Below are 26,186 nucleotides of genomic sequence, written 5' to 3'. Positions count from 1 at the left end.
TTCATATGTAGGAGATAGATTTAAAGATTTTAAAATTTCAGATACGTTTCTCATTGTATTCCTCCGAATTCTGTATATTTAATTACCGATATTATATAAAATTAAATTTTAATATGCAAAATCAAATGATTTGTTTGAATAAAATGTAGGAAAATGACAGTATATAAGTATTGTTATAATCATAAAAAAGCAGAAACCCGTTTTTTGAGCTAAGTTTCTGCTTTTATTGTCTTCTAGTAAAACTGTATTATGCTTCAACAATATAACGATAAATTTCATCTTTGACAGGGGTTTCCATAGATAAAAGCATGGTTACAACATTATCTCCATTGGGCATTTTGTCATTTTGTGCAGTGTTTTCTAGGTAGTTGGCTTCCCCTAAGTAATAAAAATCTTTTCCGTCTGAATCTTCTTTTTTGACGAAAATATGCATGGCGATATTTTTTTCTTTATGCTGTATCACGTCTTGCACTTCTGCTGATTTGAGCGTTCTGCTTGATCGCGTAAACCATTTCAACTCGTCAGGGCTGAGGAATGCGTCTTCATATTTTGTATTATCACTAATTTCTTTTTGTTTATGGTATGTGATAAAAATAGGAAGTGTACTGTGTTTGGATTTATAGCCATAAATGGTACTAGATTCATCTTTATTCCAGTTGAGTATTTTAATAACGTCTTTTCTTGTGTATTTCTTATACAAAATCAGGTTGTTTTGATTATCAAAATGCTTGAAGCTATTATATTGTGCTAAGTTAATAATATCTTCTACATATGTTTTAAAAAGGTCATTGTTTAGTGATTGGGTGATTGTTTCAGTTAATTGAATATTGTCATTTGATATTTTGATAATTGGTTCACCGTACGTATCGTTAATTGTCGCATTAAAGAATGTATAACTTAATATTTTCAAAGATGTTTGAATATCTTGATTTGTAACGAGAGGATCGACTTCTTGTGCGATTTTTAATAACTCTTGTACATTATGTGACCTTTGCATTAATGCCTTTAAAACAACATGATCTACATTTTTTAGACCCGGTGCAATTTCTCGAGATAAAAATGTCAAATTTAGCTTTTCGTTTTCTGTTAATTGGTCGTCTATCTTTTTTGTTCTGACTAAGAAGTCATGATAGTTTTTATAAGTGCTATCAGATGAAATAATTACATTAGGATCTATGGCATTTTGCTTTACAAAGTCCATAAGTAAAGGTATACGTCCGATTCTTTGTTCGACTTCATTATATGCTTGCTTAATGAACATTGCTGAATTGAGTTTTACTTTATTAAGCGCGTTATATATTTTCTTCTTGGCAATTTCTTCAAAGTTAATTGTAGAAATACCAGTTAAAGCACTATTGTTCGCCAAAAATCGCTTATAGTTGTCTTTATTTTGTGATTGGTCACCAGATAATGCAATTGGAATGAGATAGTTCTTTTGGTAGTTGCCAATAAAGTCTATAACAGTGACGTATTCTTTGTTGCTACTTTTACGAAGTCCTCGTCCTAGTTGTTGAATAAAGATGATACTCGATTCTGTTTCTCGTAACATAACAATTTGGTTTACTGATGCAATATCGACACCTTCATTAAAGAGGTTGACGGTTACAATGTAGTTAATTTCTCCGGATATGAGCTGGTTGATTACTTCTTGACGTTTGCTTGATTTATCTTCACCCGTTAATGCAATAGAAGGGACACCATTTAATGTCAATTTTTCGGCTAATGCTTTTGCTTCATCTTTTCGACTAACAAAAATAAGTCCTTTTAATTCATCTCCGGAATACCCATAATACGCCGTCTTTTCTAATATATGTTTTACTCTGTCATCAGAAGTTAAATTTGCCAAGTCACTATACGTATCGGATACTTCACCGTTATGGATATAGTCAGTGACGCCATAATAGTGGAAAGGACATAGTATTTCGCTCTCAAGTGCTTTTTGTAATCGAATCTCATAAGCAATGTTGTAATCAAACATTTCAAAGATATTTAAGTTATCTGTTCTCTCAGGCGTCGCTGTCATCCCTAGTACAAAGTTAGGCTTGAAATAATTAAACACACGTTGATATGAAGCGGCAGCAGCATGATGTGCTTCATCAAAAACAATGTAGTCAAAACTGTTCTGATCAAATTGTTTATATACATCATCTTGTGATAACGTTTGGACAGTTGCAAATAGATATTTAGCATGAAGTTTTTTATCGTTACCTTTCAAAAAGCCAAAATCTTCATCATTAGCAAAAGGAAGGACTTTTTTAAATTCTTCCATAGCTTTTGTCAAAATTTGTTCATTATGCACGACAAATAAAAATCTATCTGGATTATAGTTTCTAACATCTAAAGCGCATAAGATTGTTTTTCCTGTACCTGTTGCGGAGATAACCAATGCCTTATCTTTGCCACTTTTTCTCAGTTCAGATAGTGAATGTAATGCTTCTTGTTGCATGACATTTGGTTCAATATTCACAGTATTATCAAGTTTTTGTTGTATATCTATTTGTTGCTGTGTGACACGGTATACTTCTTTTAAGTTACGCTGTTCATAGTTTTGTTCGTACTGTTGAATCCACGTGTCAGTGAGTGGATGACTTTTTTGCCATAATTCATTAAACTGTGCACTAACGTTGTGGACAAGATCGCCATTCTTTTGTGTAGATAATAAGATGTTATGTTCATAATTTATTTTCAGGGCATTGGATGTTAAATTAGAACTTCCTATAATCATAGAAGAATAGTGATCATGTTCAAATATGTAACCTTTTGCATGAAACCCTTCAACACCAGTGAGTCTGACTTCAACATTATCTAGTTTCAATAATTCTTTATACATTTTAGGTGTATTGAACCCTAAATAGTTGGAAGTAATAATCTTGCCTTTAACACCTTTTTGTTTTAAATCGTAAAGTTGAGATTTTAAGCTTGCAATACCACTCTCGGTTATAAAAGCGACAGAAATCGTAAAGGACTTACACTTGTATAACTCATTAATAATGGTTGAAAGTACATTCTCTTCATGATTATTAACTAATAATTTAGGCATAAAATTCCCTTTATGTGGGATGGAGCGGTCTATAAATCCTTTATGCAAAGATTGAGTAAAGTCTTCTAATAAATGTGTCATCGCTATCCTTCACCTACAATCAGTTTCACGGTAGGTACATCTGCAGGTGCCCATTCTAATGATTCTAATTCATGAACATCGAGCCATTTAATACTTTTATGTTCTGTTAATGTAGGCAATTTTTCTTTCAATTTACATTTATAAGTATGAAGATTTACAATACCGAAATCATATTCATGAGTTGTAGATGTAATTTTGTCTCCAACTTCTAAATCACACAACATTTCTTCTTCTATTTCACGTTTTAGCGCATCTACTTCCGTTTCACCTTTTTCTACTTTACCGCCTGGAAACTCCCACATAAGTGGTAAGCTCATTTGTTCGCTTCTTTGTGCACAAAGCACTTTGCGATTAGAAAATATAACAGCACCAACAACTTCAATTTGTTTTTTCAAAAAATTACCCCCATAATAACTCATTTGCTTATATTTTAACAATCGACGTAGTTATTGAACAGATCGTATATAGGAAAAAGTGAACTTTTAACTCATTTATATAAATTTTAAAGTATCACTTTATTAAGGTATGATAAAAAGAGGTAAGCCATTAGACAAAGGGGAGATTAATATGACAATACTAGCATGCAGTTTGATATGTTTTTTAGTAGGACGACTATTTTCTAGTGCACCACCCCAACAAATTAATTATTTCTATGGTTTTCGCACTAAAAAATCAATGAAAAACCAACAAAATTGGGAGCGTGCGCAAGTGCTATTTGGAGAAGTGTTTGAAAAAATCTTTCGCTATGCACTAATGGTTTCAATCGTCTGGTTTGTGATCGACGTTGCGTTGTTGATAGTGGGTTATGAGAATATATTGTTTGTTTCCGATATTTACCAAGTATTATTGATTGTTGTATATCAAAATAGAGAGTGTTTTCGTTATAGGGTAATAGTCCACCCTATAGATAATGAAGAATTGATGCTAACAACTAAACCAAGAATAGATTTATGAATTTGCTAAGCTTATTTAGGTAGATAAATTGATTTTTAAACATAGATTCACATTAGGGGGTTCAATATTATGCCAAACAATTATGAGGTGTTAGTTGATATAGTTAAAGAGTTGGGTAATGAAAACTCAACAATTAAAGAAATTGCTGAGTATGGTATAGATGGTGTTTCACCTACTGGACTAGTCTCTTACAAAGAACGAGAAGAATTCTTTAATAAAAACTACCATATCATCAACGATATTGTAGTAGAATTTCTAGAAGAGTTAGGCTACAACATTGAAGAAATGGAAAGTCTTGAGGCACTAAAAGCTCTAAAAGAAACTACAGAATTGAACTTAATGGATAAAGAAGACTATTATTCATTAATGTTCGATAAAGCCCAAGATGAGGCTATAGATGCAGACCCTCAGTACTTCTTTAGCTTGCCGGACGATGAACAACATGACTTTATTATTGACGACTACATGGAATATGTAGAGTTTGAATATACTTGTCAAGATAAAGGGAATATTGTGGCATTAGCTGTGGAATTAGCTTGCCAACAAGCTATGGAAAACGACTATGTTATCATCGAAGAAATGCCAGACATTGACACAATTGTCGATGAAATTATGGCAATTGATGATAATATTATTAAAGCTGACTGTAATAGACCTTGTATTCATAAGGTTAAAGAAGGTCATGCATACGATAAAAGTATTCCTTATGGTAGCATAGCAGTTAAGGGCTTGTATATTAGTGGTGTAACTTTATATAGAAAAAGACCTTTGTTTTACATTGATAAAGTTTTAACCCCTAAAGATGAGATTGTGAACTATTATGTATTAGGCTATGAAAACAGTACTTTAGAAGTTGAAAAAACTACCTATGATAAGGAGGGTAATGAGCAAGAAAATATCATCTATATAAAAGATGGTAAACTTTGTTAATAAACGTAGGCATCAATATAAATCAAACTTATACTCTATAACCCCCACAAAAAAACCGAGCTAACACAACACCACGTGTTTGGCTCGGGTTCATTTCATTTATAGGAGAGTATGTCTATAATACTTACGCCACGGCTTTTCTTTCACGTACGTATACAACAAGGTAGAAAATAATTGTTGCAAGTAATAATAAAATCGCTGCGATATAGAATGCTAATACTTTTGAGCCGGTCATATCGCTGATGTATCCTGTTAACCATGGTGCAACAACTGATGATGCCATACCGAAGAAGTTGAAGGTACCGAGTGCTTTTGCGACGCGGTCTTGTGACACAGAGTCTGAGACGAATGTGATCAAGACTGGGTCGATGGCAAGTTTACCTAATAAGCCGTAAAGGACGAGTGCGATATAGAGTACGGCCGGGTTTGGTGCGAATACGGTTAAGCTGATTGTGATGGCTGCTGCGAGTAACAGGAATAAAATCAGTTTTAAGCGTTGATCGCTATGTTTATCAATGTATTTTGAGAAGAAGAGTGCGCCCGGAATGGCTGTTACAGCAACGAGTGCGGCAACGTAACCAACAGATGATTGGGCGAATCCTTTTTCTGATACTAAGAATGATGGTAACCATGTCACGATCATGTAGTAGCCATAACATGTCGCAAAGTAGACGAAGTAGGTTGCGAGTTGTTTTGGAGCAAAGAGTGATACGTCGTTCGCTGTTGTACTTGTTGTAACGACTTTTTCTTCTTGCTTAACTGCGATTTGTTTGTCGTATTTGTCACCTTTAATAAATAGCATGAAGATGAATGTTACGGCTAAGATAATAAGTGCTGTCATGTATAACATGTAGTTCCATTGAATGTTTAAGCCGGCTACGAGTACGGATGAACCGACGAGCCCGATAACCATCCCTAATGCAGAACCGCTGTTGATGATTGCGTTAGAGAATGATTTCTTTTCTTTCGGCATATGCTTCGCTGACAATGAGTATGCAGCACCATAGTATGACCCTGTTGAAATCCCGGCTACGAGTGCACCTAAGTAGACTTGTGTGATGGTGCTGCTTGTGCCGATAATCAATGCTGCGGCTGCAAACCCAAGAAAGGCTGGAATCAGTACTTTTTTCTGACCGAATTTATCTACTAATGCCCCTGACGGAATTTGCATGCCGGTATATGCAAAGAAGTAAATCGAAGCGACTAAGCCCATTTGTGAGTCGCTAATGTTGCCAAGGGAATCCTGAATTTGTGGATAGATTGGCGTTAAGATAGTTCTATAAATCCATATTGCAACCCAACCTAGGACGAGGGCGAAAATAATCTTTTTATAATAATTTTCATCGTACTTAATGTTATTCATCGATGTATCCTCCTTAGATATAAGTGTTTATCTAAAGAATAGTGGAATTAATGATGAATAACATTGGTGCAAATAGACAAAGTTGTTTTATGTTCTGTCCACTTCGACTAAATTAAAGTGTTAGATGTTCGGATGTGAAAATCGCAAGTCGAATATCTAATGAATTTTCTGGATCGCTAATATCCATATTTAACATTTCCTCACATTTATTAATGCGATATTTGACGGTATTTCGATGTACAAACATTAAAGATGCTGTTTTGGTAATATCACATTGGTTCTCCATATAGACCTTCAATGTTTTCTTCAATTCTTTATCTTTTGTTTTTTGTGGATAGGCAAGGGGTCCGAGTGTGTAATTTACGAAAGGCCTCAACTTATCAACTGGAATGAGTTGCAGTAGTTCCTCCACACTTTTAGAACGATAAATTTCAATAAATTCTCTTAAATAGCTCTCATTATGCGTGTCATAGACTTCGTTCGCTTCAATAAATGAAAGTGTGATTTGTTTGAAGTCTGTCACTTGATTGCCGATACCGAATGATAGCGAGCTGTTAAAGAACTTCTTATATTCCTTCTGTAGAAACTTACAGTATTCAATATAGTTCTCGTGTTTTTTCTGCATAAGTATGATGAATTTGTAGTTGTTTCTTAATCCATAAATACTGATATTATCATCAATGTTTTCTAGCATCTCTTTTAACCACGCAAAGGTCATTTGATAACGTTCACTTAGATAAACACTATTCTCCATACCATCTTCTCTATCTACACCACAAATAATGATTTGATAATAATTAGACTGTCTCAGATGATAGTTTTTGAAGAAGTCGGGGTTTTGGCTCATATCAATCGGTGAGCTATCCTTTGTCTTCATGAGTGATTCGAAAAATTGATTCGTGTCTTCTTGTTGTTGTGCCAGTATACGATTCTCTTTGTAAATGGCGAAACTAAGAACGTTGACAGCTTGTTCAATGGCTAAGTAGCTAAATGGATAGCTGAGTTTTTGGATTTCTAGAATCATAATGTAGTACGGGAAATACGTATAGGCGGGTACTTCAAATACGCCATAGTCATTTTCATCGAATGTGACTTTTTTCGTTTCTTTATTGTAATTGTTCGTGAATTTCTTCAGATAATGACGTGCTTCTCCAGGTCTATTTTTGAAATATAAACTTTGGCTTTCTATGCCTGAAAAAGGATTAATTAATAAAATAGGTGCCTTAATCAGTTTTGATAACTGTTCGATAATCTTATCAATTGTATATTCATTGATAATCATCTTGTTTATTTTTTGTTGTAGATCAATCGCAAAGTTAAGTTTGTCGTTTTCATCATCGGCAATATAAGAAGAAATTTCATGTGTAATCGCACCGAGCTTCCAGTAATAGGGAATTTCAATAATTGGGAAGTTGAGCTTATTGGCATGATCGATGACTTTTTGATCAATCTTGTGTAGAAAGCGAGATAATTTAATCCCAATACCTGCGACATTCACGCTATGCAGGTCGTTAATCAGTTGAATCAGCCCTTGTTGGTTGTCTTGATAGACCATCGCTGTTGTAAGTAGTAAGGTGTGCTCGGCAATATAATCTTTAATGTCCGGTGTTTCGGTAATATCTACAAATTCTACGTATCTATTCAAGTCTCCCTGCTCGTTAATCAGCTTTAATCCTGAAAATAATTCGATGTTTAAAATGTCATTCAAAGTTGTCATATTCTCATCATCTCCCAATTTTTGTCAAAAATGACTAAAAAAATATTTTATATGTTTATTTTGTCATAGAATGTAAGCGGATACAATAGTACATTTTAATAAAGAGAGGATCCTTCTAAATGTTTTAAAGGAGGCTTGAAATGAATCGTATTGACAACAGACCGACTTCGTTCTATGAACAACGTGGGTATAACAGAGACATTATGCCAAAGACACCAGAGCAACGTAATTTTAGCACCTTTAACTATTTTACGCTATGGATGGGAGCTGTTCACAACATTCCCAATTACACAGCGGTAGGAGGGTTCTTGTTACTGGGATTGTCACCATTGCAAATCATGATTGCACTTGTGATTAGTTCGGTTGCGATTGGTATTCTTTTGGCGGCGAATGGCTATGCTGGATCAAAATACGGAATTCCTTTCGCCATGCATCTAAGGTTAACTTATGGTGATATGGGGGCAAAATTACCTGGTATTTTACGTGGGGTTGTAGCAGGTATTGCTTGGTTTGGTTTACAAACGTATGCTGGAGCGCTTGCTTTAATTGTACTATTAGATAAATTGTTCCCAGGATTTTCAAATATTGGTGGCGATGGTAAGTTTTTAGGTTTGACAGCATCTGCCGCAATTGCATTCTTTATCTTTTGGTTGATTAACTTCGCTATCGGTTTTGGTGGCGGATCTATTTTAAATAAATTCACAGCAGTATTAAACCCGTTGATCTATATCATCTTTGGTGGTATGGCAATTTGGGGTGTTAAGGTAGGCGGTGGCTTTAGTAATATTCTCGCTTACGATTTAACAAGTAACACACACGCATCATATCCAGTCATTTTAGGCTTTTTAGTTGTAATGAATTCATTGATTGCGGTATGGGCTGCACCTGGCGCAAGTGTGGCGGACTTTACACAGAGTGCGAAGTCTACAAAAGCACAAGTGGTAGGGCAGATTGGTAGTGTAGTTGTTGCGCATATCTTATTTGCTATCTCAAGTGTCTGTATCTTGATTGGTGCTTCTATATTTAGCGGTAAACAAGAATGGAATATTCTTTATATTATCGGTAAATGGGATAGCCTTGTAGCCATTGTATTTGCGATTGGCGTGTTATTGATGACAACGATTTCTACCAATGCGACAAGTAATATTATTCCTGCAGCGTATCAGTTAAGTGCGTTGCTACCAAAAGTCATCACATATAAACGCGGTGTTATCATTGCCGCTGTGATCAGTGTGATTATCATGCCTTGGAAAATGATGGAAAACAGCGAAAGTATCTTTATGTTTCTGAACTTAATCGGTGCCATTCTCGGTCCAGTTGCGGGTGTCATGATTGCACATTTCTATCGCGTGATTCATACAGAAGTGGATTTGGATAGACTTTATTTCGATACCAACAATCCACCTGCAGGTTTGGAGCGTTTGAACAAGAAAGCTTATATCGCAACGATTGTAGGGGTTATTGTATCATTCTTAGGCTTTATTCCAGGGTTGAAAGTAATTTCTGATTTGTCTTGGTTTATTGGCTTTATAACAGCAGCAGTTCTCTATCTAATATTAAAAAAATTCGGAAAAGGACAGGTGAAGCAACATGAAATTTGATACTTTAATTAAAAACGGACTTGTGATTTTAGAAGATGAAGCAAAAGAAGTTGAGGTTGGTATTAAAGACGGTAAGATTGCGGAGATTGGAACAGACTTGGGTGAAGCGTCTGAAGTCATTGATGCGAAAGGTCTTATCGTATCGCCTGGTATGATTGATGCGCACGTGCATATTACGGAGCCAGGTGGTGGTTATCGTGATGACTGGGAAGGTTATGAAACAGGTACGCGTGGTTCTGCAAAAGGTGGGGTAACAACGATTATCGAAATGCCACTTAACCAAGTTCCTGCGACAACGGATCATGAATCTATTCAAGTGAAATATGAAGCGGGGAAAGGGAAGTTAGCAGTTGATGTGGCAAGTTATGGTGGTCTGGTCCCTTACAATCTGGATGGCGGTATTCAAGAGTTAGATGAAGACGGTGTTGTAGCTTATAAATGTTTTGTTGCGACATGTGGTGACCGTTCGATTGATGGTGACTTCATGAATGTCGATGATTATTCACTGTATGAAGGTATGAAACAAATTGCGAAGACAGGCAAAATCTTATCAATTCATGCAGAAAATGCGGCAATTACTGATAAATTAGGTGAAATTGCTTATAAAAATGGTGAAACAACAATGGCTGCTTATGTTGATAGTCGCCCTGCCTTCACTGAAGTTGAGCCAATTCAAAAATTAATTTTATTCGCAAAAGAAACAGGCTGTCGCATTCACATCGTTCACGTTGCATGTGAAGAAGGTGTTGAAGCGATTGTTAAGGCGCAAAAAGAAGGCGTAGACGTAACGTGTGAAACATGTACACATTATCTCTACTTCTACAAAGAAGAGTTAGATGATATCGGTCCAGTTGTAAAATGTTCACCACCGATTCGTGAAAAAGCACGTTTAGAAGGTATGTGGCAACGTGTCTTGAATGGTGACATTAACTTTGTAACTAGTGACCACTCTCCATGTAACCCTGAGTTAAAAGATAAAGACAATGCTTTTGAAGCGTGGGGCGGTATTGCCGGCGTACAAAATAACGTTGACGTATTATTTGATGAAGGTGTTCAAAAACGAAATATGTCTTTAACACGATTTGCAGAAATCATTGCGAAGAATCCTGCTGAGCGCTTTGACCTTAAAGAAAAAGGTAGTATTAAAGAAGGTAAAGATGCGGACTTTGTATTCATCAAACGTGACGCACCTTATACATTAAAAGCGGAAGACTTGGCATATAGACACCAAATTAGCCCATATGTAGGCAGAGAAATTGGTGCGCAAGTTGTGAGAACAATCTTACGTGGTCAAACAACATATGAACAAGCAGAAGGTTTAAAACCAGAGTTCATCGGTGAATTTATTAAAAAATAATTGAATAACGTAAAAAGCTCAGCTGGCAAATATATGCCAGCTGGGCTTTTATAATTTTATGCTTGAAGACGCTAGTTCGATTGCTGTATCAATTAGAATACTGATGCCGTTTTCAATTTGTTGTGTTGTGACAGATTCTTTTGGCGAGTGGCTAATGCCGTCTTTACATGGTATGAAAATCATACTTGTTGGACAAAGTTGTGCCATGTTCATTGCATCATGGCCAGCACCGCTAAACATTCGATGGTAAGTGCGTTTTTGAAGTTTTGCTTTATCTTCAATGATATCAGCAATCTTTTCTGATAAAACAACGGGTGTATCTTGTCCAAGAGAATCGATATTCACAACGATGTCTCGTTCACTTGTAATCTTATTGATTTGCGTCATAATTTCTCCTACAACTGTTGTTCGAATGTCTTGGTCAATGCCACGTACATCGATTAATAGTTGCACATCACCAGGCACAGCGTTCATGGTATTAGGTGTTACATTTACGCCACCAACCGTTGCGACAATGCCATCACTGTGATAATTATTTGCGATGCGTTCAACTTGTAGGATAATCTCTGCAGCACATGTCATGGCGTCTTTACGCATTGGCATCGGTGTTGAGCCGGAGTGACTCGTTACGCCTTGTAACTTCACTTTGAAACGTTCTGGTGCGGCGATATGTGTCACAATACCAATTTCTTTATTTTTGTTTTCTAAAATAGGGCCTTGTTCAATGTGCAATTCTAGAAAAGCTTTCATTTGGTCATGATAGGGTGCCTTTCTTGGCGGTTCAGTAGAGGTCATGGATTGCACGACGTCTAATAATGTCTGACCGTCTTTGTCTTGAATCGTCTTCATATCTTCTTCATTCAACATTCCACACAAATATTTACTACCAATCGTCGCAACGTTAAAGCGTGCGGATTCTTCACAGCTAAAGGCAATGATTTCAATTGGATGGTCAGTCACAAAGTTAATATCGTTGAGATGTCTTACAACTTCCAATGCGCCAACAACCCCTAATAATCCGTCATATTGTCCGCCTTCAGGAACCGTGTCAATATGTGAGCCAATCACAACAGGTGGGAGGTCATTGTACTTACCATCTCGTCTGGCAATGACGTTTCCTACTTTATCGAAATAGACGGACATGCCTAACTCTTGGCAGTACATGGAAAACTTCAGTGCGGCGAGTCTTTCATTGTGTGTAAATGCGAGACGATTGATACCGTCTAACTTCGTGCTAATTCCTAAATTATTGAAGCTGTTTAATGTTGATAATATGCGATGTTTGTTCATAATAACGCCTCCTCGTTTTTAATAAACTGACATGCTTGATGATAGAGCTGAATCATATCGGGTGTTACGGTTTCATCGAACTGATGATGATCACTGTCGATTTCCACCAATGTTGCGCGTTTATTCAAGTTGCACAAGTTTTTACTATATGCAATTGTAACATCTGGATCGTAGCGGGCATGTGCAATAAATGTTTTAGGTAACTGTGTGAGTATTGCTGTATCAATTTCATAATCGATCAGTGATGGCCACAATCCATGGTGTCTGTAGTAGAGATATAAAAGATATCTTGGCTGTGGTGATAAGCTTGTTGAGACGTCCGGCAGTGTAAACTGTGTCTTAATCTCATCAGTTAGCATATTTGCCACGTTCAGATGGTTTTTAGGTATCGATTTAAAATCTGGATGTCGCACATGATAAAAGCCATAAAAGTCAATAAGCCCTTGTACGTCATATTGACTCGCATAAATCAGACTTAAAAAGCCGCCAGCTGAGCGTCCCATACAATATACATTATCAAATTGTGTGTGAACGTAATGATGAATATGTTGTAAATCCGCTAGTATATCTTGAAAGTCTGCTTCGGGTAGTAAACGGTAGTCCACGGTAAGCAAATGATAGTATTGCGTGATGACGTCGATATAGGCTTGCGGTAAGTCATCTCTTTGACCAAATATTAGCCCACCCCCATGAAAATAAATAAGTACGCGATCACATGTGTTTGTTGCTGTATAAAGTGACCCTTTGAGCGTGTGCGTGTCTCCACTATAAATAAGAACGTCTTCCATACATACACCTCTTTCTCTAGATGAAGCTAGTTTCCTAACTTTAGTATACGTGGATAATTCGTCATATTGTTTGTGTAACTTGGATAAAAAACACTGTGACTATTATCTGAAGTGTCAAAGAATTATCGCCGGTGACGGTATAAAATTGAAGTAGAAGATATAACGAGGAGGTAAATACTGTGGATATTCGTACAATGTTTGAAAGTTTAGATCAACAATTTACTAGTTATGGTGGCCTTCAAGGTGGCGGTATTACCAGATTATTATATTCAGATGAGTGGACAGAAGCAGTTCGCGCATTAGAAACACTTCTAAAAGAGGAAGGGTTTGAAGTGACGTTTGATGATGTCGGTAACCTCACAGGACGTATTGAAGGAAGTGAACATCCTGAAAAAACAATTATGTCAGGTTCTCATATCGATACGGTTGTTGAAGGCGGTCACTTAGACGGGCAGTTCGGTATTTTATCTGCCATTGTCGCAATTAAGTATTTATTAGAAAAATATGGCCAACCGAAAAAGTCGCTTGAAGTGTTGTCATTGGCAGAGGAAGAAGGTAGCCGCTTCCCATACACATTCTGGGGTAGTAAAAACTTCTTCAACCTTGCAGACAATAAAGATGTAGAAGACATTACGGATGCAGAAGGTGTGAAATTCACAGATGCAATGCGTCAATCTGGCTTTGATTTTAGACAAGATGACACAGTTCGTGATGACATTAAAGCGTTTGTCGAAATGCACATCGAGCAAGGTAAAGTACTCGAAACAGAACAAAAATCAATTGGTGTAGTAACAGGTATCGTAGGTCAAAAACGCTATACGATTAACTTAAAAGGCGAAGCAAACCATGCAGGGACAACACCAATGGGACTGCGAAAAGATGCAGTTGTTGCCTTTACAGAAATTGTCCAACGACTTGTAAAACGCGCAGAAGCAATTGGCGATCCACTCGTATTGACATTTGGTCATGTGACACCTGTACCAAATACAGTGAACGTTGTGCCGGGTGAAGTGGAATTCTCAGTAGACTGCCGTCATATTGATCAAGAAGCGCTCAACCAATTTGCAGAAGAAGTAGAAGCGACAATTAAAGAAGTTGCACAACAACGTGGTATGGACGTCAATATTAATTTATGGATGGATGAAGAACCAACGTTAATGGACGATGACATTATTAAAAATGTTGAGTTGGCTGCTGAAGAAGTGGCGGGGCAAGCATATAAAGTGATGCCATCAGGTGCTGGACATGACTCTCAAATCTTTGCGAAACATGTACCAACAGGCATGATTTTTGTCCCATCTATTAAAGGTATTTCACATAACGTTGAAGAAGAAACAGATGTAGAAGACTTAGTCAAAGGTATAGAAGTATTAGCAAGCGTATTACACAAACTAGCATATTAATAAGAGGAGCGATTGCACGTGGGTTATTTAAATCATAAACAGGGTTATAGAGAAGATTTATTAGAAACAAGATCCGTGATTAAGAAAGACAATTTCGCATTAATTACACCAGATGGTTTGGTAAACAATGTGGTCCCAGGGTTTGAAGACTGTGATATTACGATTTTAGGTTCACCGAGACTGGGTGCACGCTTTGTTGATTATTTAGTCACTGTGAAAAAACAAGGTGGCAACAAACAAGGTTTCGGTGGTAATGGCATCCAAACATTTGTCTATGTTGTCTATGGAGCGATTACTGCGACAGTTGATGGTAAAAAATACGAGTTAACAGAAGGTGGTTATTTGTACGTACCACCACATCTTCAATTAACATTTGAAAATAATAATGGTGGCGAGGACAGCCGTCTGTTCTTATACAAAAAACGCTATCAAGAAGCGGAAAACGTTGGTAAACCTGACATTGTTGTTGGCAATGTGAATGACATTGAACCAGAAGCATATGAAGGTATGGAAGAAGTGTTAATTCAAGACTTACTCCCTAAATCATTAGAGTTTGATATGAACTTCCATATTTTATCATTCAAACCAGGTGCGTCACACGGCTACATTGAAACACACGTCCAAGAACATGGTGCGTATGTGTTGAGTGGTAGAGGTATGTACAACCTTGATAAGAACTGGATTCCTGTAGATAAAGGCGATTACATCTTTATGGGTGCTTATTCACCACAAGCAACGTATGCGATCGGATTAGACGAGCCATTCGCGTATATCTATTCAAAAGATGCGAATAGAGACATTGAATTATAGAAGAAAGGAGTATTATCGTGGCAGAAGAATTAGTGTATGTACAACGAGATGAGCTAAGACAATTATTTTTAACACAATTAGTTAATTCGGGTCTGCCTAAACACTTTGCTGAGAAGACTGCAGATTTAATGATCTTCGCTGACGAACGTGGGATTCATTCCCACGGCGCAGTGAGGGCGGAATATTACTCTAACCGTATTAAAGCGAAAGGCTACAATTTGAATCCAGAATTGAAGTTCGAGCAGACGGGGCCTTGTAGTGGTATTTATCACGGTGATAATGCGGTTGGTCATTACGTTGCCTACAAAGCAATGGAAGAAGCGATTGCGATGGCAAAGGATAAGGGCGTTGCAGTTGTAGGTGTGAAAGAAATCGGACATAGTGGTGCAATTGGGTACTTTGCTGAACAAGCAGCGTTAGAAGGTATGGTTGCGCTGACAGTATGTCAATCAGATCCGATGGTCGTGCCATTTGGTGGAACGAAGCCTTACTTTGGTACGAATCCGATTGCGTTTGCGACACCGAAACAAGATGGCAAACCGATTATTTTTGATATGGCAACGACGGTACAAGCATGGGGTAAGATTCTTGATGCGCGTAGTAAAGGTAAGGATATTCCTGAAACTTGGGCAGTTGATAACCAAGGCGAACCAACGACGAACCCACATGATGTGGCGGCATTGTTACCAGTAGCTGGCCCTAAAGGCTACGGTTTAATGATGATGATTGATATTTTATCCGGATCATTACTCGGCTTGCCATTTGGTCAACACGTAACGTCTATGTACAAAGACTTATCAGAATACCGAAAGCTTGGACAATTGCACATTGTGATTAACCCAGCATTTTTTGGAGATAGAGAACGCTTTTTAGCACAAGTCTCTCAAATGGTGGATGAGCTGCATGCGATTCCACCGGCAAAAGGATTTGAACAGGTGTATTATCCTGGAGAAATTCAAGAAACGGTCATTGAAAAGTATAAAGAAAGTGGCATACCAGTTGCTAAAGAAATATACGATTATTTAACACAATAAGTAATGAACAGGGAGGAGGTTCTACTGATGAGAGTTACGAAAGAACAATTATTTCAATTAATTAAAGAAAAATTAATGAAGGCGGGACTGCCAGAAGTGTCTGCTGCTCATGTATCAGATGTATTGGTATTCGCTGATCATAGAGGGATTCATTCTCATGGTGCTGTACGAGTGGAATACTATGCAGAAAGAATTGCTAAAGGAGGCATAACGCTTCATCCAGAGTATCGACTTGAGAAAACAGGACCATCATCTGCCATCTATCATGGTGATAATGGACCAGGGCATGAAGCGGCTTTATACGCCATGGAAGAAGCGATTACGATGGCGAAGGAAAATGGTGTTGCGATTGTCGGTGTCAAAGCGATTTCTCATAGTGGCGCATTAGGTTACTTTGTTGAAAAAGCAGCCAAAGAAGGTATGGTTGCGCTGAGTGTCTGTCAATCTGATCCGATGGTTGTGCCATTTGGTGGAACGGAGCCGTACTTTGGTACGAATCCGATTGCTTTTAGTTGTCCAACAAATGATGATCGTATTATTACATTTGATATGGCAACGACTGTACAGGCGTGGGGTAAAATTCTCGATGCGCGTAGTAAAGGTAAGGATATTCCTGATACCTGGGCAGTTGACGCTTCGGGCGTACCAACAACCAACTCTCGAGACGTTCATGCTTTGTTACCAGTCGCTGGTCCCAAAGGCTATGGTTTGATGATGATGGTAGACATTCTTTCTGGTGCATTACTCGGCTTGCCACAAGGGATTCACGTAACTTCTATGTATCAAGATATGACAAAAGGGCGAGATTTAGGACAATTGCACATTGTGATTAACCCAGCATATTTTACAGATCCTGAGATGTTTAAAACACAAATTTCGACAATGTTGGATGAACTTAAGCAACAGCCGGCAGCTCAAGGATTTGATGAAGTGTATTACCCTGGGGAACGCGGCAAGTTACGCGCTAAAAAATATGATGAAGATGGTATAGAGATTCCAGATAATATTTACAACTATTTGATGAGTGATGATGTCCACTACGACAGATATCACGGTAAGAATCGATTTGCAGAATAAATAAGGAGGAACATTATGTTATACACAGTAATTAAAGAAAATACGTATCAAGATTCTATCGTACTGATGTTACTCTCTAATAAATTAAGCGGTATTGATGGCGTAAATAAAGCGTCAGTCATGATGGGAACACCTGCCAATAAAGATATTTTCAAATCATCTGGCTTGGCGACAGATGAATTAGAGCAAGCAGGTGCTAACGATATTGTGATTGTCATTGATACTGAAGATCCAGAAAAAGTTGAGACGGTTAAAGCAGAAGTTGAAGCAGCATTAAAAGGTGAAACAGAAGCTGCTGATAACACGTCTAACAAAGAAGCAGTGAGTTGGAAACAAGCATTAGATATGGCAGAAAAGCCCAACCTAGCTTTAATTTCAATTCCTGGCACATACGCTGCAATGGAAGCTGAGAATGCATTGAAACACAACTTGAATGTATTTATGTTCAGTGACAATGTTGCTAAAGAAGATGAAGTGAAACTAAAACAAATGGCACATGACAAAGGCTTAGTAGTCATGGGGCCTGACTGTGGTACAGGGATTGTCCATGGTGTGCCATTAGCGTTTACGAATACAGTAAGTAAAGGTGACATCGGTATTGTCGGTGCATCTGGTACAGGTATTCAAGAAGTAACGACAATTATCGACCGTCTTGGCAAAGGTGTAACAAATGCCATCGGTACGGGTGGTCGAGATTTATCGACTGAAGTCGGTGCAGTAACGATGATTGATAGTATTAAAGCATTGAATGCAGATCCAACTGTTAATGTCATCACAGTCATTTCTAAGCCGCCTGCAAAGGAAGTTCAAGAAAAAGTGATGAACACACTTAGAAATATTTCTAAGCCGATTGTGACACTATTTCTTGGACATAAACCAACATTCGATGAGCAAAATATTTACAATGCTTACACACTAGAAGAAGCGGCGGTTGTATCTGTCCAATTGGCAAATGGTGAAACACCATCGTTTGTGCCTAAGTCATTGTCTGATGTGAAGCCAGCCTTCAAGGCAGAACAAACGAGCATTAAAGGTTATTATTCAGGCGGTACATTAGCTTATGAAGCGGCGATTCTAATCCAAGATGCGTTTAATGTAACAGGCGACCATGCAGAAGGGTATACATTGAAATCAGAACATCATGAAGTCATTGATTTAGGCGATGATATGTATACACAAGGTAAGCCACATCCAATGATTGACCCAGAAATTCGTAAAGAAAAGCTCCGTCAAGCGGTTGAAGATGAACGTACAGCAGTCATTATGTTAGATAACGTTATTGGCTATGGCAGTCATGATGATATGGCAAATGAACTGGCACCAATTATTACTGAAGTGATTGATCGTGCAAAACAAGCAGGACGTGAAATCGTTGTATTGGCAACAGTTGTAGGGACAACGAAAGATTACCAAGGCTATGAAGCACAAAAAACAATTTTAGCGAATGCAGGGGCACATATTTGTGATACAAACGATCAAATGGTGCGTACAGCAATTGAGTTGTTAGGCGGCAAAGTCGTTCAACCTGAAAAAACGACAAGAACTTTCGAAGTAGTTGCGGAAGACCTTACAATAGACGACAAAGTGATGCAGCTGATCAACAATAAACCAAGTGTGATTAATGTTGGCTTGAAGAGTTTTACAACAGCACTTCAAGACCATGATACACCATACGTTCAGTTTAATTGGAAACCAGTTGCTGGCGGAGATACAGAATTAATCAAAGTACTACAATTTTTAAATAACTATGAAAAGGAGACTAACTAATGAATTTTAAAACAATAGATGAAGCCAACCAAGCAGTTGTTGAAAAAGTTATTGCTGCGTCTCCATTTTTAACGGATGTTGTTCCAGCACATGAAGTGATTCCTGAGTTGGAAGAACACGTCCTGTTACATGCAGGTCCACCGATGACATATGAAGACATGACAGATCCAATGCAAGGTTCATGTGTCGGCGCCATTTTGTTTGAAGGCTGGGCAAGCGATGAAGCAGGTGCAAGACAATTATTAGAGACAGGTAAAATCAAGTTTATTCCGTGTCATCACGTGAATGCAGTTGGCCCAATGGGTGGTATCACATCAATGAATATGCCAGTCCTCGTTGTTGTGAATAAGGAAAATGGGAACGAAGCGTATTGCCAAATGAACGAAGGTATCGGTGCTGTGTTACGATTTGGTGCCTATAACCAACAAGTGATTGACCGTTTACATTGGATGAAAGACGTTTTAGGTCCTGTATTGAGCAAAGCGTTGAGAACAATTGATGGTGGTTTGAATATTAACGTACTTATTGCTAAAGCGATTGCGATGGGCGATGAATTCCACCAACGTAACATTGCGGCATCATACGCATTCTTAAGAGATATGGCACCAATTATTTCAGGTTTAGATGACGTAGAAGACCAAGATAAACAAGATGTTTTACAGTTCTTGTCAGATACAGACCAATTTTTCTTAAATATTGCTATGGCGACTGGTAAAGCAATGATGGACGCAGCACGTACAATTCAAGCAGGTACGATTGTAACGGCAATGTGTCGTAACGGTAAAGAATTCGGTATTCGTATTGCTGGTATGGGAGACGAGTGGTTCACAGGCCCTGTCAATACGCCACAAGGCTTGTACTTCACAGGTTACTCAGCAGAAGATGCCAATACAGATATTGGTGACTCAGCGATTACAGAAACAATCGGTGTCGGTGGTATGTCGATGATTGCGGCACCAGCAGTGACACGCTTTGTTGGTACAGGTGGTTTTAACGATGCGCTTGAAACATCGAATCAAATGACAGAAATTTGTATTGCCGAAAACCCTAACTTTATTATTCCGACATGGAACTTTAAAGGGGCACCACTTGGTATTGATGCAAGAAAAGTTGTTGAAACAGGCATTACACCGGTCATTAATACAGGTATTGCACATAAAGTTGCCGGCTTTGGACAAATTGGTGCAGGAACAGTTCATCCACCTATTGAATGTTTCGAAAAAGCCATTAAAGCATATGCTAAGAAATTAGGATACACATCTTGATATTTGATACAAATGTGATCGGTAGTGATGTGTTCAAGATTTTGAATGCAGAGCGTCTAACCATTCATAGTGTGTTCAATAAAGGATTTAATATCATCAATGAGCGTCAAGAACTCATATTTGTTGGTACAGCAGAAAATGGTTTGTTCCCTTTTGGTATCAATGTAGATGCACAAACAAAGATGCAGTTATTAGATGATATTCAAGTGGGTAGTGAAGTAAAGATGAAGCATCATTGTCTTTACTTCTCCACACACATTGTAAGACTGAATGGCGATGTAATTAATTTTAAAGATAGGTTCATCAAGAATACGGCATTTATCGATGAACTTAAAAAGATTGATTTTAGTGAGTATGAAGATACTGATTTTAATAAACAACAGGTTGATTTACTGTTAACAGATTTAACAAGTGATAACGATGAAGGTATGCTGCGCTATTTTATTGGGCGAGGTAGTGGCTTGACCCCAACAGGCGATGATATTTTGGTGGGGATGCTTTTTGTACACAGTATCACCCCATTTATTACCCCAACGAAACGAGCGTTGATTAAAAAAATATTACAAGAAGATTGTACGACTTTGGTAAGTAAGCAATTTTTAAATCTTGCACTTGAAGGTGTGTTTAGTTCACGCCTCACTGATTTATTAAATGAATCCAACCCTTCCCTGAGTATGATGCACTTATTAAACGTCGGGTCTTCTTCAGGAAAGGATACCGCTTATGGTATCTTTTCTGCTATATAAAGGAGGATATGTATGGGCAAGAAGGTAGTGTTGGCATTAGGTGGTAACGCAATATTACGTCCTAAGCAAGAACCAACATATGACAACCAATATCAAAACGTAATTAAAGCAAGTGAAAATATGATTGATATTAAAAAAGCAGGACATAACATTATTGTGACGCATGGCAACGGTCCGCAAGTCGGTAATATCATTGCACAAAATGAAGCGGCGAAAGATACGATTGCGCCATTGCCAATCTTTATAAGTAGCGCGGAGTCACAAGGGTTTATTGGCTTTATGTTAGAAACGGCATTAAAGAATAAATTACATGATGCGCAGATTGACTTAAATGTAGTGACATTAATGACGATGGTAGAAGTTAATAAGGAAGATCCAGCATTTGACAACCCAACGAAACCGATTGGCGTGTTCTTTACAGAAGAGGAAGCCAAGCAATTGGAAGAAACTAAAGGTTATATTATGGTGGAAGATGCGGGTAGAGGCTATCGACGTGTGGTACCTTCACCAGAACCACAGAAAATACATGGAATTGATGCGATTAACCAATTGATTGATAACACAATTATCGTATCATCTGGTGGCGGTGGTATCCCGATTTATAAAGACGAAGCAGGAGATATTCAAGGTGTGGATGCAGTCATTGATAAAGATAGATCAGGATTGAAACTTGCACAACAAACCGATGCCGATGTCTTTATGATGTTAACAGATGTGCCGAATGTGTATATCAACTGGGGTAAAGACAATCAGCAGAAACTGACATATATGACAGTGGCAGAAGCTGAACAATATATTAAAGAAAATCAATTCCCAGCAGGCAGTATGTTGCCAAAAGTAGAAGCGGCAATAGAATTTGCGAAGACCGGTAAAGAGGCCATTATTTGCGCATTAGAAGACGCTGTCGATGCATTAGCAGGACAAGCAGGAACAAAAATTACATTATAAGAAAAAATAGGATTCGTGAGAAAAGTCACGAGTCCTATTTTTAAATTCCGTTAAGTTGTCTAATAACCAAAATAAATGGCATTTTCAACCTACTAGGGAAGCCAAAAGAAATTAAAATTAGTATAACACGGTACTGGGGATATTAATAGAAGCATTCAATTTAAGTGTGAGTATTTATGTCGATGGCAGTAGCTGACTGGCATGGGTGGGACCACGGAATCTTTTTAGAAAAATGAGATGCCAGTCCCGCTCCCAAAGAGAAGCCCCACCACGAAATGATGTGTACCAAGCATCTATCTCGTAGCGGGGTTAAGCTATTAGGTATGGGAACTTACATGCGTGGGATAGCAGTCTCATCTATCCCACATATGACTAACATTCAATAAAATCTAGTGGCATTGGTGTCGCAAAGCCGAGCATCACAAAGTTTTCTGTGCCATTGTTATAGACACCATGAATGTCACCAGGATAAGAGACGATAATATCTCCTTTAGCAATCGTGCGTTTTTCACCGTTGTTCGTAGTGAATTCGCCCTCGCCTTCTAAAACAATCCAGACATCATCTGCATCCGCATGTTTATGTGCTTTTAGAAATTGTCCAGGACGGATGCACCATACTGCGCCGGCAGATTGTTTTGACTGATAAAAGATATTCTTTTTCGCTTCAAAGTCACAATACTGATGTAACGTATCTAATTTGAAATAGCGTTCTCGAGTCATAGTGTCCTCCTTAGTTAACAATGTAGTCAGGTGATTCGTTGTTTAACTTTTTGTAGACATTCGTTGTTACAATTTCAGCCATCATATCACGTGCCTCAAATGTCGCATTTCCGATATGTGGTGTGATCACAACGTTTTTCAATGATTTCAGTTTGTCATTAATTTCAGGTTCAAATTCGAATACATCGAGTGCAGCGCCTTCAATGACCTTATTTTCTAGCGCATCGGCTAAAGCAGCTTCATGAACGATAGGACCTCTTGAGGCGTTAATTAAGTAAGCAGTTGGTTTCATCATCGCGATTTCTTCCGCATCAATCATATGTTTCATAGATGGGTTATAAGAACAGTTGATTGCGACAAAGTCTGCCGTTTTTAATAATTCTTCTTGTGAGACATACTTAGCACCAAGCGCTTGTTCTTTGTCTTCATGTCTTGATGGGCCACAATATAAAATGTCCATGTCAAAACCTTTTGCACGTCTCGCTACCGCAGAACCAATTTCTCCTAAGCCAATAATACCGATTGTTTTGCCAGACACTTCACGTCCTCTGAAAAACAACGGTGCCCAACCATTAAAGCCAACTGTTCGACATAGTTCGTCTCCTTCAACAACACGTCTTGCAGCTGCTAAAAGAATCGCAAATGTTAAGTCAGCCGTCGCATTTGTAGAGGCATTAGGCGTATTTGTTACATCAATGCCTTTTGATCGTGCATAGTACGTATCAATGTTATTAAAACCCGCACCGTAGTTCGCAATAATTTTTAAGTTTGGTGCCGCATCAATAACGTCTTTGTCGACATTTGTTGAAAGCAAGCTGATTAACGCATCTTTATCTTTGATCATTTCGATAAGCGTTTCTTTCGTAATAAGCTTTTCGCCTTCAAAAACATCAACATAGTCAAAATGTTTTTGTAAAAACGTCATACCTGATTCAGGAATTTCTCCAGCAACTAAAATTTTCATATCTATTCCTCCTGACATTATCTTGTACCTTTATTGTAAGATATATTAAATCGTACAGTTAGCACATAAATGGAAGAAATCAAATGTTATTTTGTTCACAATGTACAATAAAACACAGAAACATTTTTGTGTAATAAGGTAGGGTGAAAATTAGTAAAACGTATAAAGGAGTTAACAATATCTCAAGTACATAGGCTCTAGTTGATAGGGTATGATAGTGCTAAGTCATTAGATAAAGGGGAGAATAATATGACATTGCTACCATGCAGTTTGATGTGTTTTTTTGTAGGACGACTATTTTCTAGTGCACCGCCCCAACAAATTAATTATTTTTATGGTTTTCGCACTAAAAAATTAATGAAAAACCAACAAAATTGGGAGCGTGCGCAAGTGCTATTTGGAGAAGTGTTTGAAAAAATATTTCGCTATGCACTGATGGTTTCAATCGCCTGGTTTGTGATCGACGTTGCGCTGTTGGTAGTGGGGTATGAGAATATATTGCTTGTTTCCGATATTTCCCAGGCAATTATTCTATTTATATTAATGTTCATTGTATATCAACGTGTTAATCGAGAATTGGATTAGGTGTATAACTCTAAGTAAAGAAAACTTATGTTATCATCGCATTAAGGGAATGTCGCAATTTGGGAAATACAGATTCGACAAAGGAGCGTTTATGGAGAACAAACAAAAGCAGTCAATGCCAAAGTCTCAACAAGTATTGCTGGCACTGATTATCGTTATATTAGTGCTGGAAGTCGTATTAACAGCTTTCTTTATCTCATTTAGTTCGCCGATATTTAAAGGATTGACGATTGTACATGGTTTATTAATATTGGTATTTCTAAAACGACAAATTAATAGAAAAGGTTTGTAAATAAATATCCCCCAACGTTCACATTTTGTGTGTCGCTGGGGGATTAATGTTATTTCTGCCATACGTTTTCGAGTGCTTCGAGTGTTTTGCCTTTTGTTTCTGGGATGAATTTCCAGATAAACAGGCCAGATAAGATACACATTAAGGCGTAGAAGCCGTATGTGAATGTGCCGCTGAATGCCATCATAGACGGATACGTTGATGTGATGGTAAAGTTTGCGAGCCATTGTGCAGCAACGGCAATAGCCATGGCGCCACTACGGATACGGTTCGGGAAGATTTCAGATAGGAGTACCCATGTGATTGGTCCCCAACTCATCATGAATGACGCTGTGTAGATGACCATGAATAATAGCGTAATGATGCCAAATGTGCCGTTCGCTGTAAGGACGCTCATACCAATCATCCCAATAGCCATACCTGTTGAGCCAATAATTAATAACGGCTTACGCCCGAATTTATCAACATATAAAATGGCAACAACGGTAAAGATAACGTTGACTAAGCCCATAACAACCGTCTGAACCATCGCTGCGTTACCACCTGCACCGAGTTGTTCAAAAATACGTGGTGCGTAGTAGAGGGCGACGTTGATTCCGATAAATTGTTGGAAAATTGATAGGAAAATCCCAACAATGACAACTGTTTTACCGAAACTAAATAGGGGTGCTTTGACGTCTGTTTCTTTATTTTTTGTTGAAACAATATCATTAAAAACTTTTTGTGCATGTGATGCAGAAGTATAAATTTTGTTCAGTACAGATAATGCTTCGTCTTCTTTGTTGATGAGCGTCAGATAACGTGGTGTTTCTGGCACAAAGAACAATAAGCAGAAAAAGACGGCTGCTGGAATGGCTTCAGTGGCGAACATGTAGCGCCAACCGATTGTTTGAATCCAATGTTGTGTTTCGCCGTAGATGATGCCGTAGTTCACGAAATACACGACGAGCATCCCAAAGATAATGGCGAATTGGTTGAACGATACGAGACGTCCACGAATGCTGGAAGGCGAGATTTCACTGATATAGACAGGTGAAATCGCTGATGCGAGTCCAACACCAATTCCGCCGATAACACGATAAATATTAAACATAATCAATAACATTAAAGTCGGTTCGCCAGGTGTGAAAAACAGAAATTCTGGGTAACCTGACAGTAATGCTGAAATAACGAAAAGAATTGCGGCGATTTGTAATGTACGCTTACGGCCAAAACGACTAGATAGTGATGAAGACAAGATACCACCGATGACACAGCCGATTAAGGCGCTGGAAACGGTCAACCCGTGAATCAAATCGTTATAGTCAGCGGTAATATATTTTTGAAGTGATTGTTCTGCGCCTGAAATAACAGCGGTATCGTAACCGAATAATAAACCGCCAAGCGTTGCGATTAAGGCAATGGTAAAAATGAACTTTTTATTGTCGTAATTTCTCATGTTTTGCATCCCCTTG

General features: G+C 38.0%; 23 protein-coding genes. 14 read left to right on the top strand and 9 right to left on the bottom strand.

Features of this window, described 5'->3' with window-relative positions:
* Positions 1 to 247: 247 nt before the first annotated feature.
* On the bottom strand, positions 248 to 3,121 hold the full coding sequence (locus CD122_RS04330) for a DEAD/DEAH box helicase (protein ID WP_103357778.1): 2,874 nt from the start codon (positions 3,119 to 3,121) through the stop codon (positions 248 to 250).
* 2 nt (positions 3,122 to 3,123) lie between these two features.
* On the bottom strand, positions 3,124 to 3,516 hold the full coding sequence (locus CD122_RS04325) for a (deoxy)nucleoside triphosphate pyrophosphohydrolase (protein ID WP_103357777.1): 393 nt from the start codon (positions 3,514 to 3,516) through the stop codon (positions 3,124 to 3,126).
* 172 nt (positions 3,517 to 3,688) lie between these two features.
* Here CD122_RS04325 and CD122_RS04320 point away from each other — a divergent pair, with 172 nt between their 5' ends.
* Positions 3,689 to 4,075 (top strand): SdpI family protein, encoded by a 387-nt coding sequence (locus CD122_RS04320; RefSeq protein ID WP_169926459.1) that lies wholly within the window; start codon positions 3,689 to 3,691, stop codon positions 4,073 to 4,075.
* A 69-nt stretch (positions 4,076 to 4,144) separates the two neighbouring features.
* Positions 4,145 to 5,005 (top strand): DUF7222 domain-containing protein, encoded by an 861-nt coding sequence (locus CD122_RS04315; protein WP_103357775.1) that lies wholly within the window; start codon positions 4,145 to 4,147, stop codon positions 5,003 to 5,005.
* 124 nt (positions 5,006 to 5,129) lie between these two features.
* Here CD122_RS04315 and CD122_RS04310 read toward each other — a convergent pair whose 3' ends face one another.
* Both CD122_RS04310 and CD122_RS04305 read right to left on the bottom strand, forming a co-directional pair.
* Positions 5,130 to 6,368, bottom strand: coding sequence for an MFS transporter (locus CD122_RS04310; RefSeq protein ID WP_103357774.1), 1,239 nt, complete (start codon positions 6,366 to 6,368; stop codon positions 5,130 to 5,132).
* A gap of 112 nt (positions 6,369 to 6,480) precedes the next feature.
* Positions 6,481 to 8,085, bottom strand: a complete 1,605-nt coding sequence (locus CD122_RS04305; protein WP_103357773.1) for a PucR family transcriptional regulator — start codon at positions 8,083 to 8,085, stop codon at positions 6,481 to 6,483.
* A gap of 140 nt (positions 8,086 to 8,225) precedes the next feature.
* Here CD122_RS04305 and allW point away from each other — a divergent pair, with 140 nt between their 5' ends.
* Both allW and allB read left to right on the top strand, forming a co-directional pair.
* Positions 8,226 to 9,686: an allantoin permease gene (allW, locus tag CD122_RS04300; RefSeq protein WP_103357772.1), complete on the top strand. Its 1,461-nt coding sequence runs from the start codon at positions 8,226 to 8,228 to the stop codon at positions 9,684 to 9,686.
* The gene (gene allB / locus CD122_RS04295; RefSeq protein ID WP_103357771.1) at positions 9,676 to 11,043 is read left to right on the top strand and encodes an allantoinase AllB; all 1,368 of its coding nucleotides are present in this window, start codon (positions 9,676 to 9,678) and stop codon (positions 11,041 to 11,043) included. The genes allW and allB overlap by 11 nt, the downstream gene beginning before the upstream one ends.
* Positions 11,044 to 11,091: 48 nt before the next feature.
* Here the strand turns inward: allB and CD122_RS04290 are convergent, their stop codons facing one another.
* Both CD122_RS04290 and CD122_RS04285 read right to left on the bottom strand, forming a co-directional pair.
* A complete protein-coding gene (locus tag CD122_RS04290; RefSeq protein ID WP_103357770.1) occupies positions 11,092 to 12,333 on the bottom strand; it encodes a M20 family metallo-hydrolase in 1,242 nt (413 codons plus the stop codon).
* Entirely contained in the window at positions 12,330 to 13,121 is a 792-nt protein-coding gene (locus tag CD122_RS04285; protein WP_103357769.1) for an alpha/beta hydrolase, read from the bottom strand. Before CD122_RS04285 ends, CD122_RS04290 begins: the two co-directional genes overlap by 4 nt.
* Before the next feature lie 179 nt (positions 13,122 to 13,300).
* On the opposite strand from CD122_RS04285, the gene allC reads away from it, so the two are divergent.
* Genes allC through arcC form a run of 8 tightly spaced genes read left to right on the top strand, consistent with a single transcriptional unit; the run spans position 13,301 to position 22,171 of the window.
* On the top strand, positions 13,301 to 14,524 hold the full coding sequence (gene allC / locus CD122_RS04280) for an allantoate deiminase (protein ID WP_103357768.1): 1,224 nt from the start codon (positions 13,301 to 13,303) through the stop codon (positions 14,522 to 14,524).
* 18 nt (positions 14,525 to 14,542) lie between these two features.
* Positions 14,543 to 15,334 carry a (S)-ureidoglycine aminohydrolase gene (allE, locus tag CD122_RS04275; RefSeq protein WP_103357767.1) on the top strand — a complete coding sequence of 264 codons (792 nt, stop codon included), beginning with the start codon at positions 14,543 to 14,545 and terminating at the stop codon, positions 15,332 to 15,334.
* A gap of 17 nt (positions 15,335 to 15,351) precedes the next feature.
* Positions 15,352 to 16,368 carry an ureidoglycolate dehydrogenase gene (allD, locus tag CD122_RS04270; protein ID WP_103357766.1) on the top strand — a complete coding sequence of 339 codons (1,017 nt, stop codon included), beginning with the start codon at positions 15,352 to 15,354 and terminating at the stop codon, positions 16,366 to 16,368.
* A 27-nt stretch (positions 16,369 to 16,395) separates the two neighbouring features.
* Positions 16,396 to 17,445: an ureidoglycolate dehydrogenase gene (allD, locus tag CD122_RS04265; protein ID WP_103357765.1), complete on the top strand. Its 1,050-nt coding sequence runs from the start codon at positions 16,396 to 16,398 to the stop codon at positions 17,443 to 17,445.
* Between the two features lie 15 nt (positions 17,446 to 17,460).
* Positions 17,461 to 19,212 carry an acyl-CoA synthetase FdrA gene (fdrA, locus tag CD122_RS04260; protein WP_103357764.1) on the top strand — a complete coding sequence of 584 codons (1,752 nt, stop codon included), beginning with the start codon at positions 17,461 to 17,463 and terminating at the stop codon, positions 19,210 to 19,212.
* Positions 19,212 to 20,477: a YlbE family protein gene (locus tag CD122_RS04255; RefSeq protein ID WP_103357763.1), complete on the top strand. Its 1,266-nt coding sequence runs from the start codon at positions 19,212 to 19,214 to the stop codon at positions 20,475 to 20,477. Before fdrA ends, CD122_RS04255 begins: the two co-directional genes overlap by 1 nt.
* The gene (locus CD122_RS04250; RefSeq protein WP_103357762.1) at positions 20,474 to 21,223 is read left to right on the top strand and encodes an oxamate carbamoyltransferase subunit AllH family protein; all 750 of its coding nucleotides are present in this window, start codon (positions 20,474 to 20,476) and stop codon (positions 21,221 to 21,223) included. The genes CD122_RS04255 and CD122_RS04250 overlap by 4 nt, the downstream gene beginning before the upstream one ends.
* Before the next feature lie 12 nt (positions 21,224 to 21,235).
* Positions 21,236 to 22,171 (top strand): carbamate kinase, encoded by a 936-nt coding sequence (gene arcC / locus CD122_RS04245; protein WP_103357761.1) that lies wholly within the window; start codon positions 21,236 to 21,238, stop codon positions 22,169 to 22,171.
* Between the two features lie 372 nt (positions 22,172 to 22,543).
* On the opposite strand, the gene CD122_RS04240 is transcribed toward arcC, so the two are convergent.
* Both CD122_RS04240 and CD122_RS04235 read right to left on the bottom strand, forming a co-directional pair.
* The gene (locus tag CD122_RS04240) at positions 22,544 to 22,891 is read right to left on the bottom strand and encodes a cupin domain-containing protein (RefSeq protein WP_103357760.1); all 348 of its coding nucleotides are present in this window, start codon (positions 22,889 to 22,891) and stop codon (positions 22,544 to 22,546) included.
* Between the two features lie 10 nt (positions 22,892 to 22,901).
* The gene (locus CD122_RS04235; protein ID WP_103357759.1) at positions 22,902 to 23,855 is read right to left on the bottom strand and encodes an NAD(P)-dependent oxidoreductase; all 954 of its coding nucleotides are present in this window, start codon (positions 23,853 to 23,855) and stop codon (positions 22,902 to 22,904) included.
* A 249-nt stretch (positions 23,856 to 24,104) separates the two neighbouring features.
* Between CD122_RS04235 and CD122_RS04230 the strand changes: the two genes are divergently transcribed.
* Both CD122_RS04230 and CD122_RS04225 read left to right on the top strand, forming a co-directional pair.
* Positions 24,105 to 24,440 (top strand): SdpI family protein, encoded by a 336-nt coding sequence (locus CD122_RS04230; protein WP_103357758.1) that lies wholly within the window; start codon positions 24,105 to 24,107, stop codon positions 24,438 to 24,440.
* Positions 24,441 to 24,531: 91 nt separating this feature from the next.
* Entirely contained in the window at positions 24,532 to 24,732 is a 201-nt protein-coding gene (locus CD122_RS04225; protein ID WP_103357757.1) for a hypothetical protein, read from the top strand.
* 49 nt (positions 24,733 to 24,781) lie between these two features.
* On the opposite strand, the gene xylE is transcribed toward CD122_RS04225, so the two are convergent.
* Complete coding sequence (xylE, locus tag CD122_RS04220; RefSeq protein WP_338064056.1) at positions 24,782 to 26,179, bottom strand: D-xylose transporter XylE; 1,398 nt, start codon at positions 26,177 to 26,179, stop codon at positions 24,782 to 24,784.
* Between the last annotated feature and the right edge of the window lie 7 nt (positions 26,180 to 26,186).

This window comes from Staphylococcus rostri, assembly GCF_002902145.1.
Taxonomy (GTDB): Bacteria; Bacillota; Bacilli; order Staphylococcales; family Staphylococcaceae; genus Staphylococcus; species Staphylococcus rostri.
The sequence above is the reverse complement of the archived record's forward strand: the minus strand, read 5'-3'. Positions and strand labels throughout refer to the sequence as shown.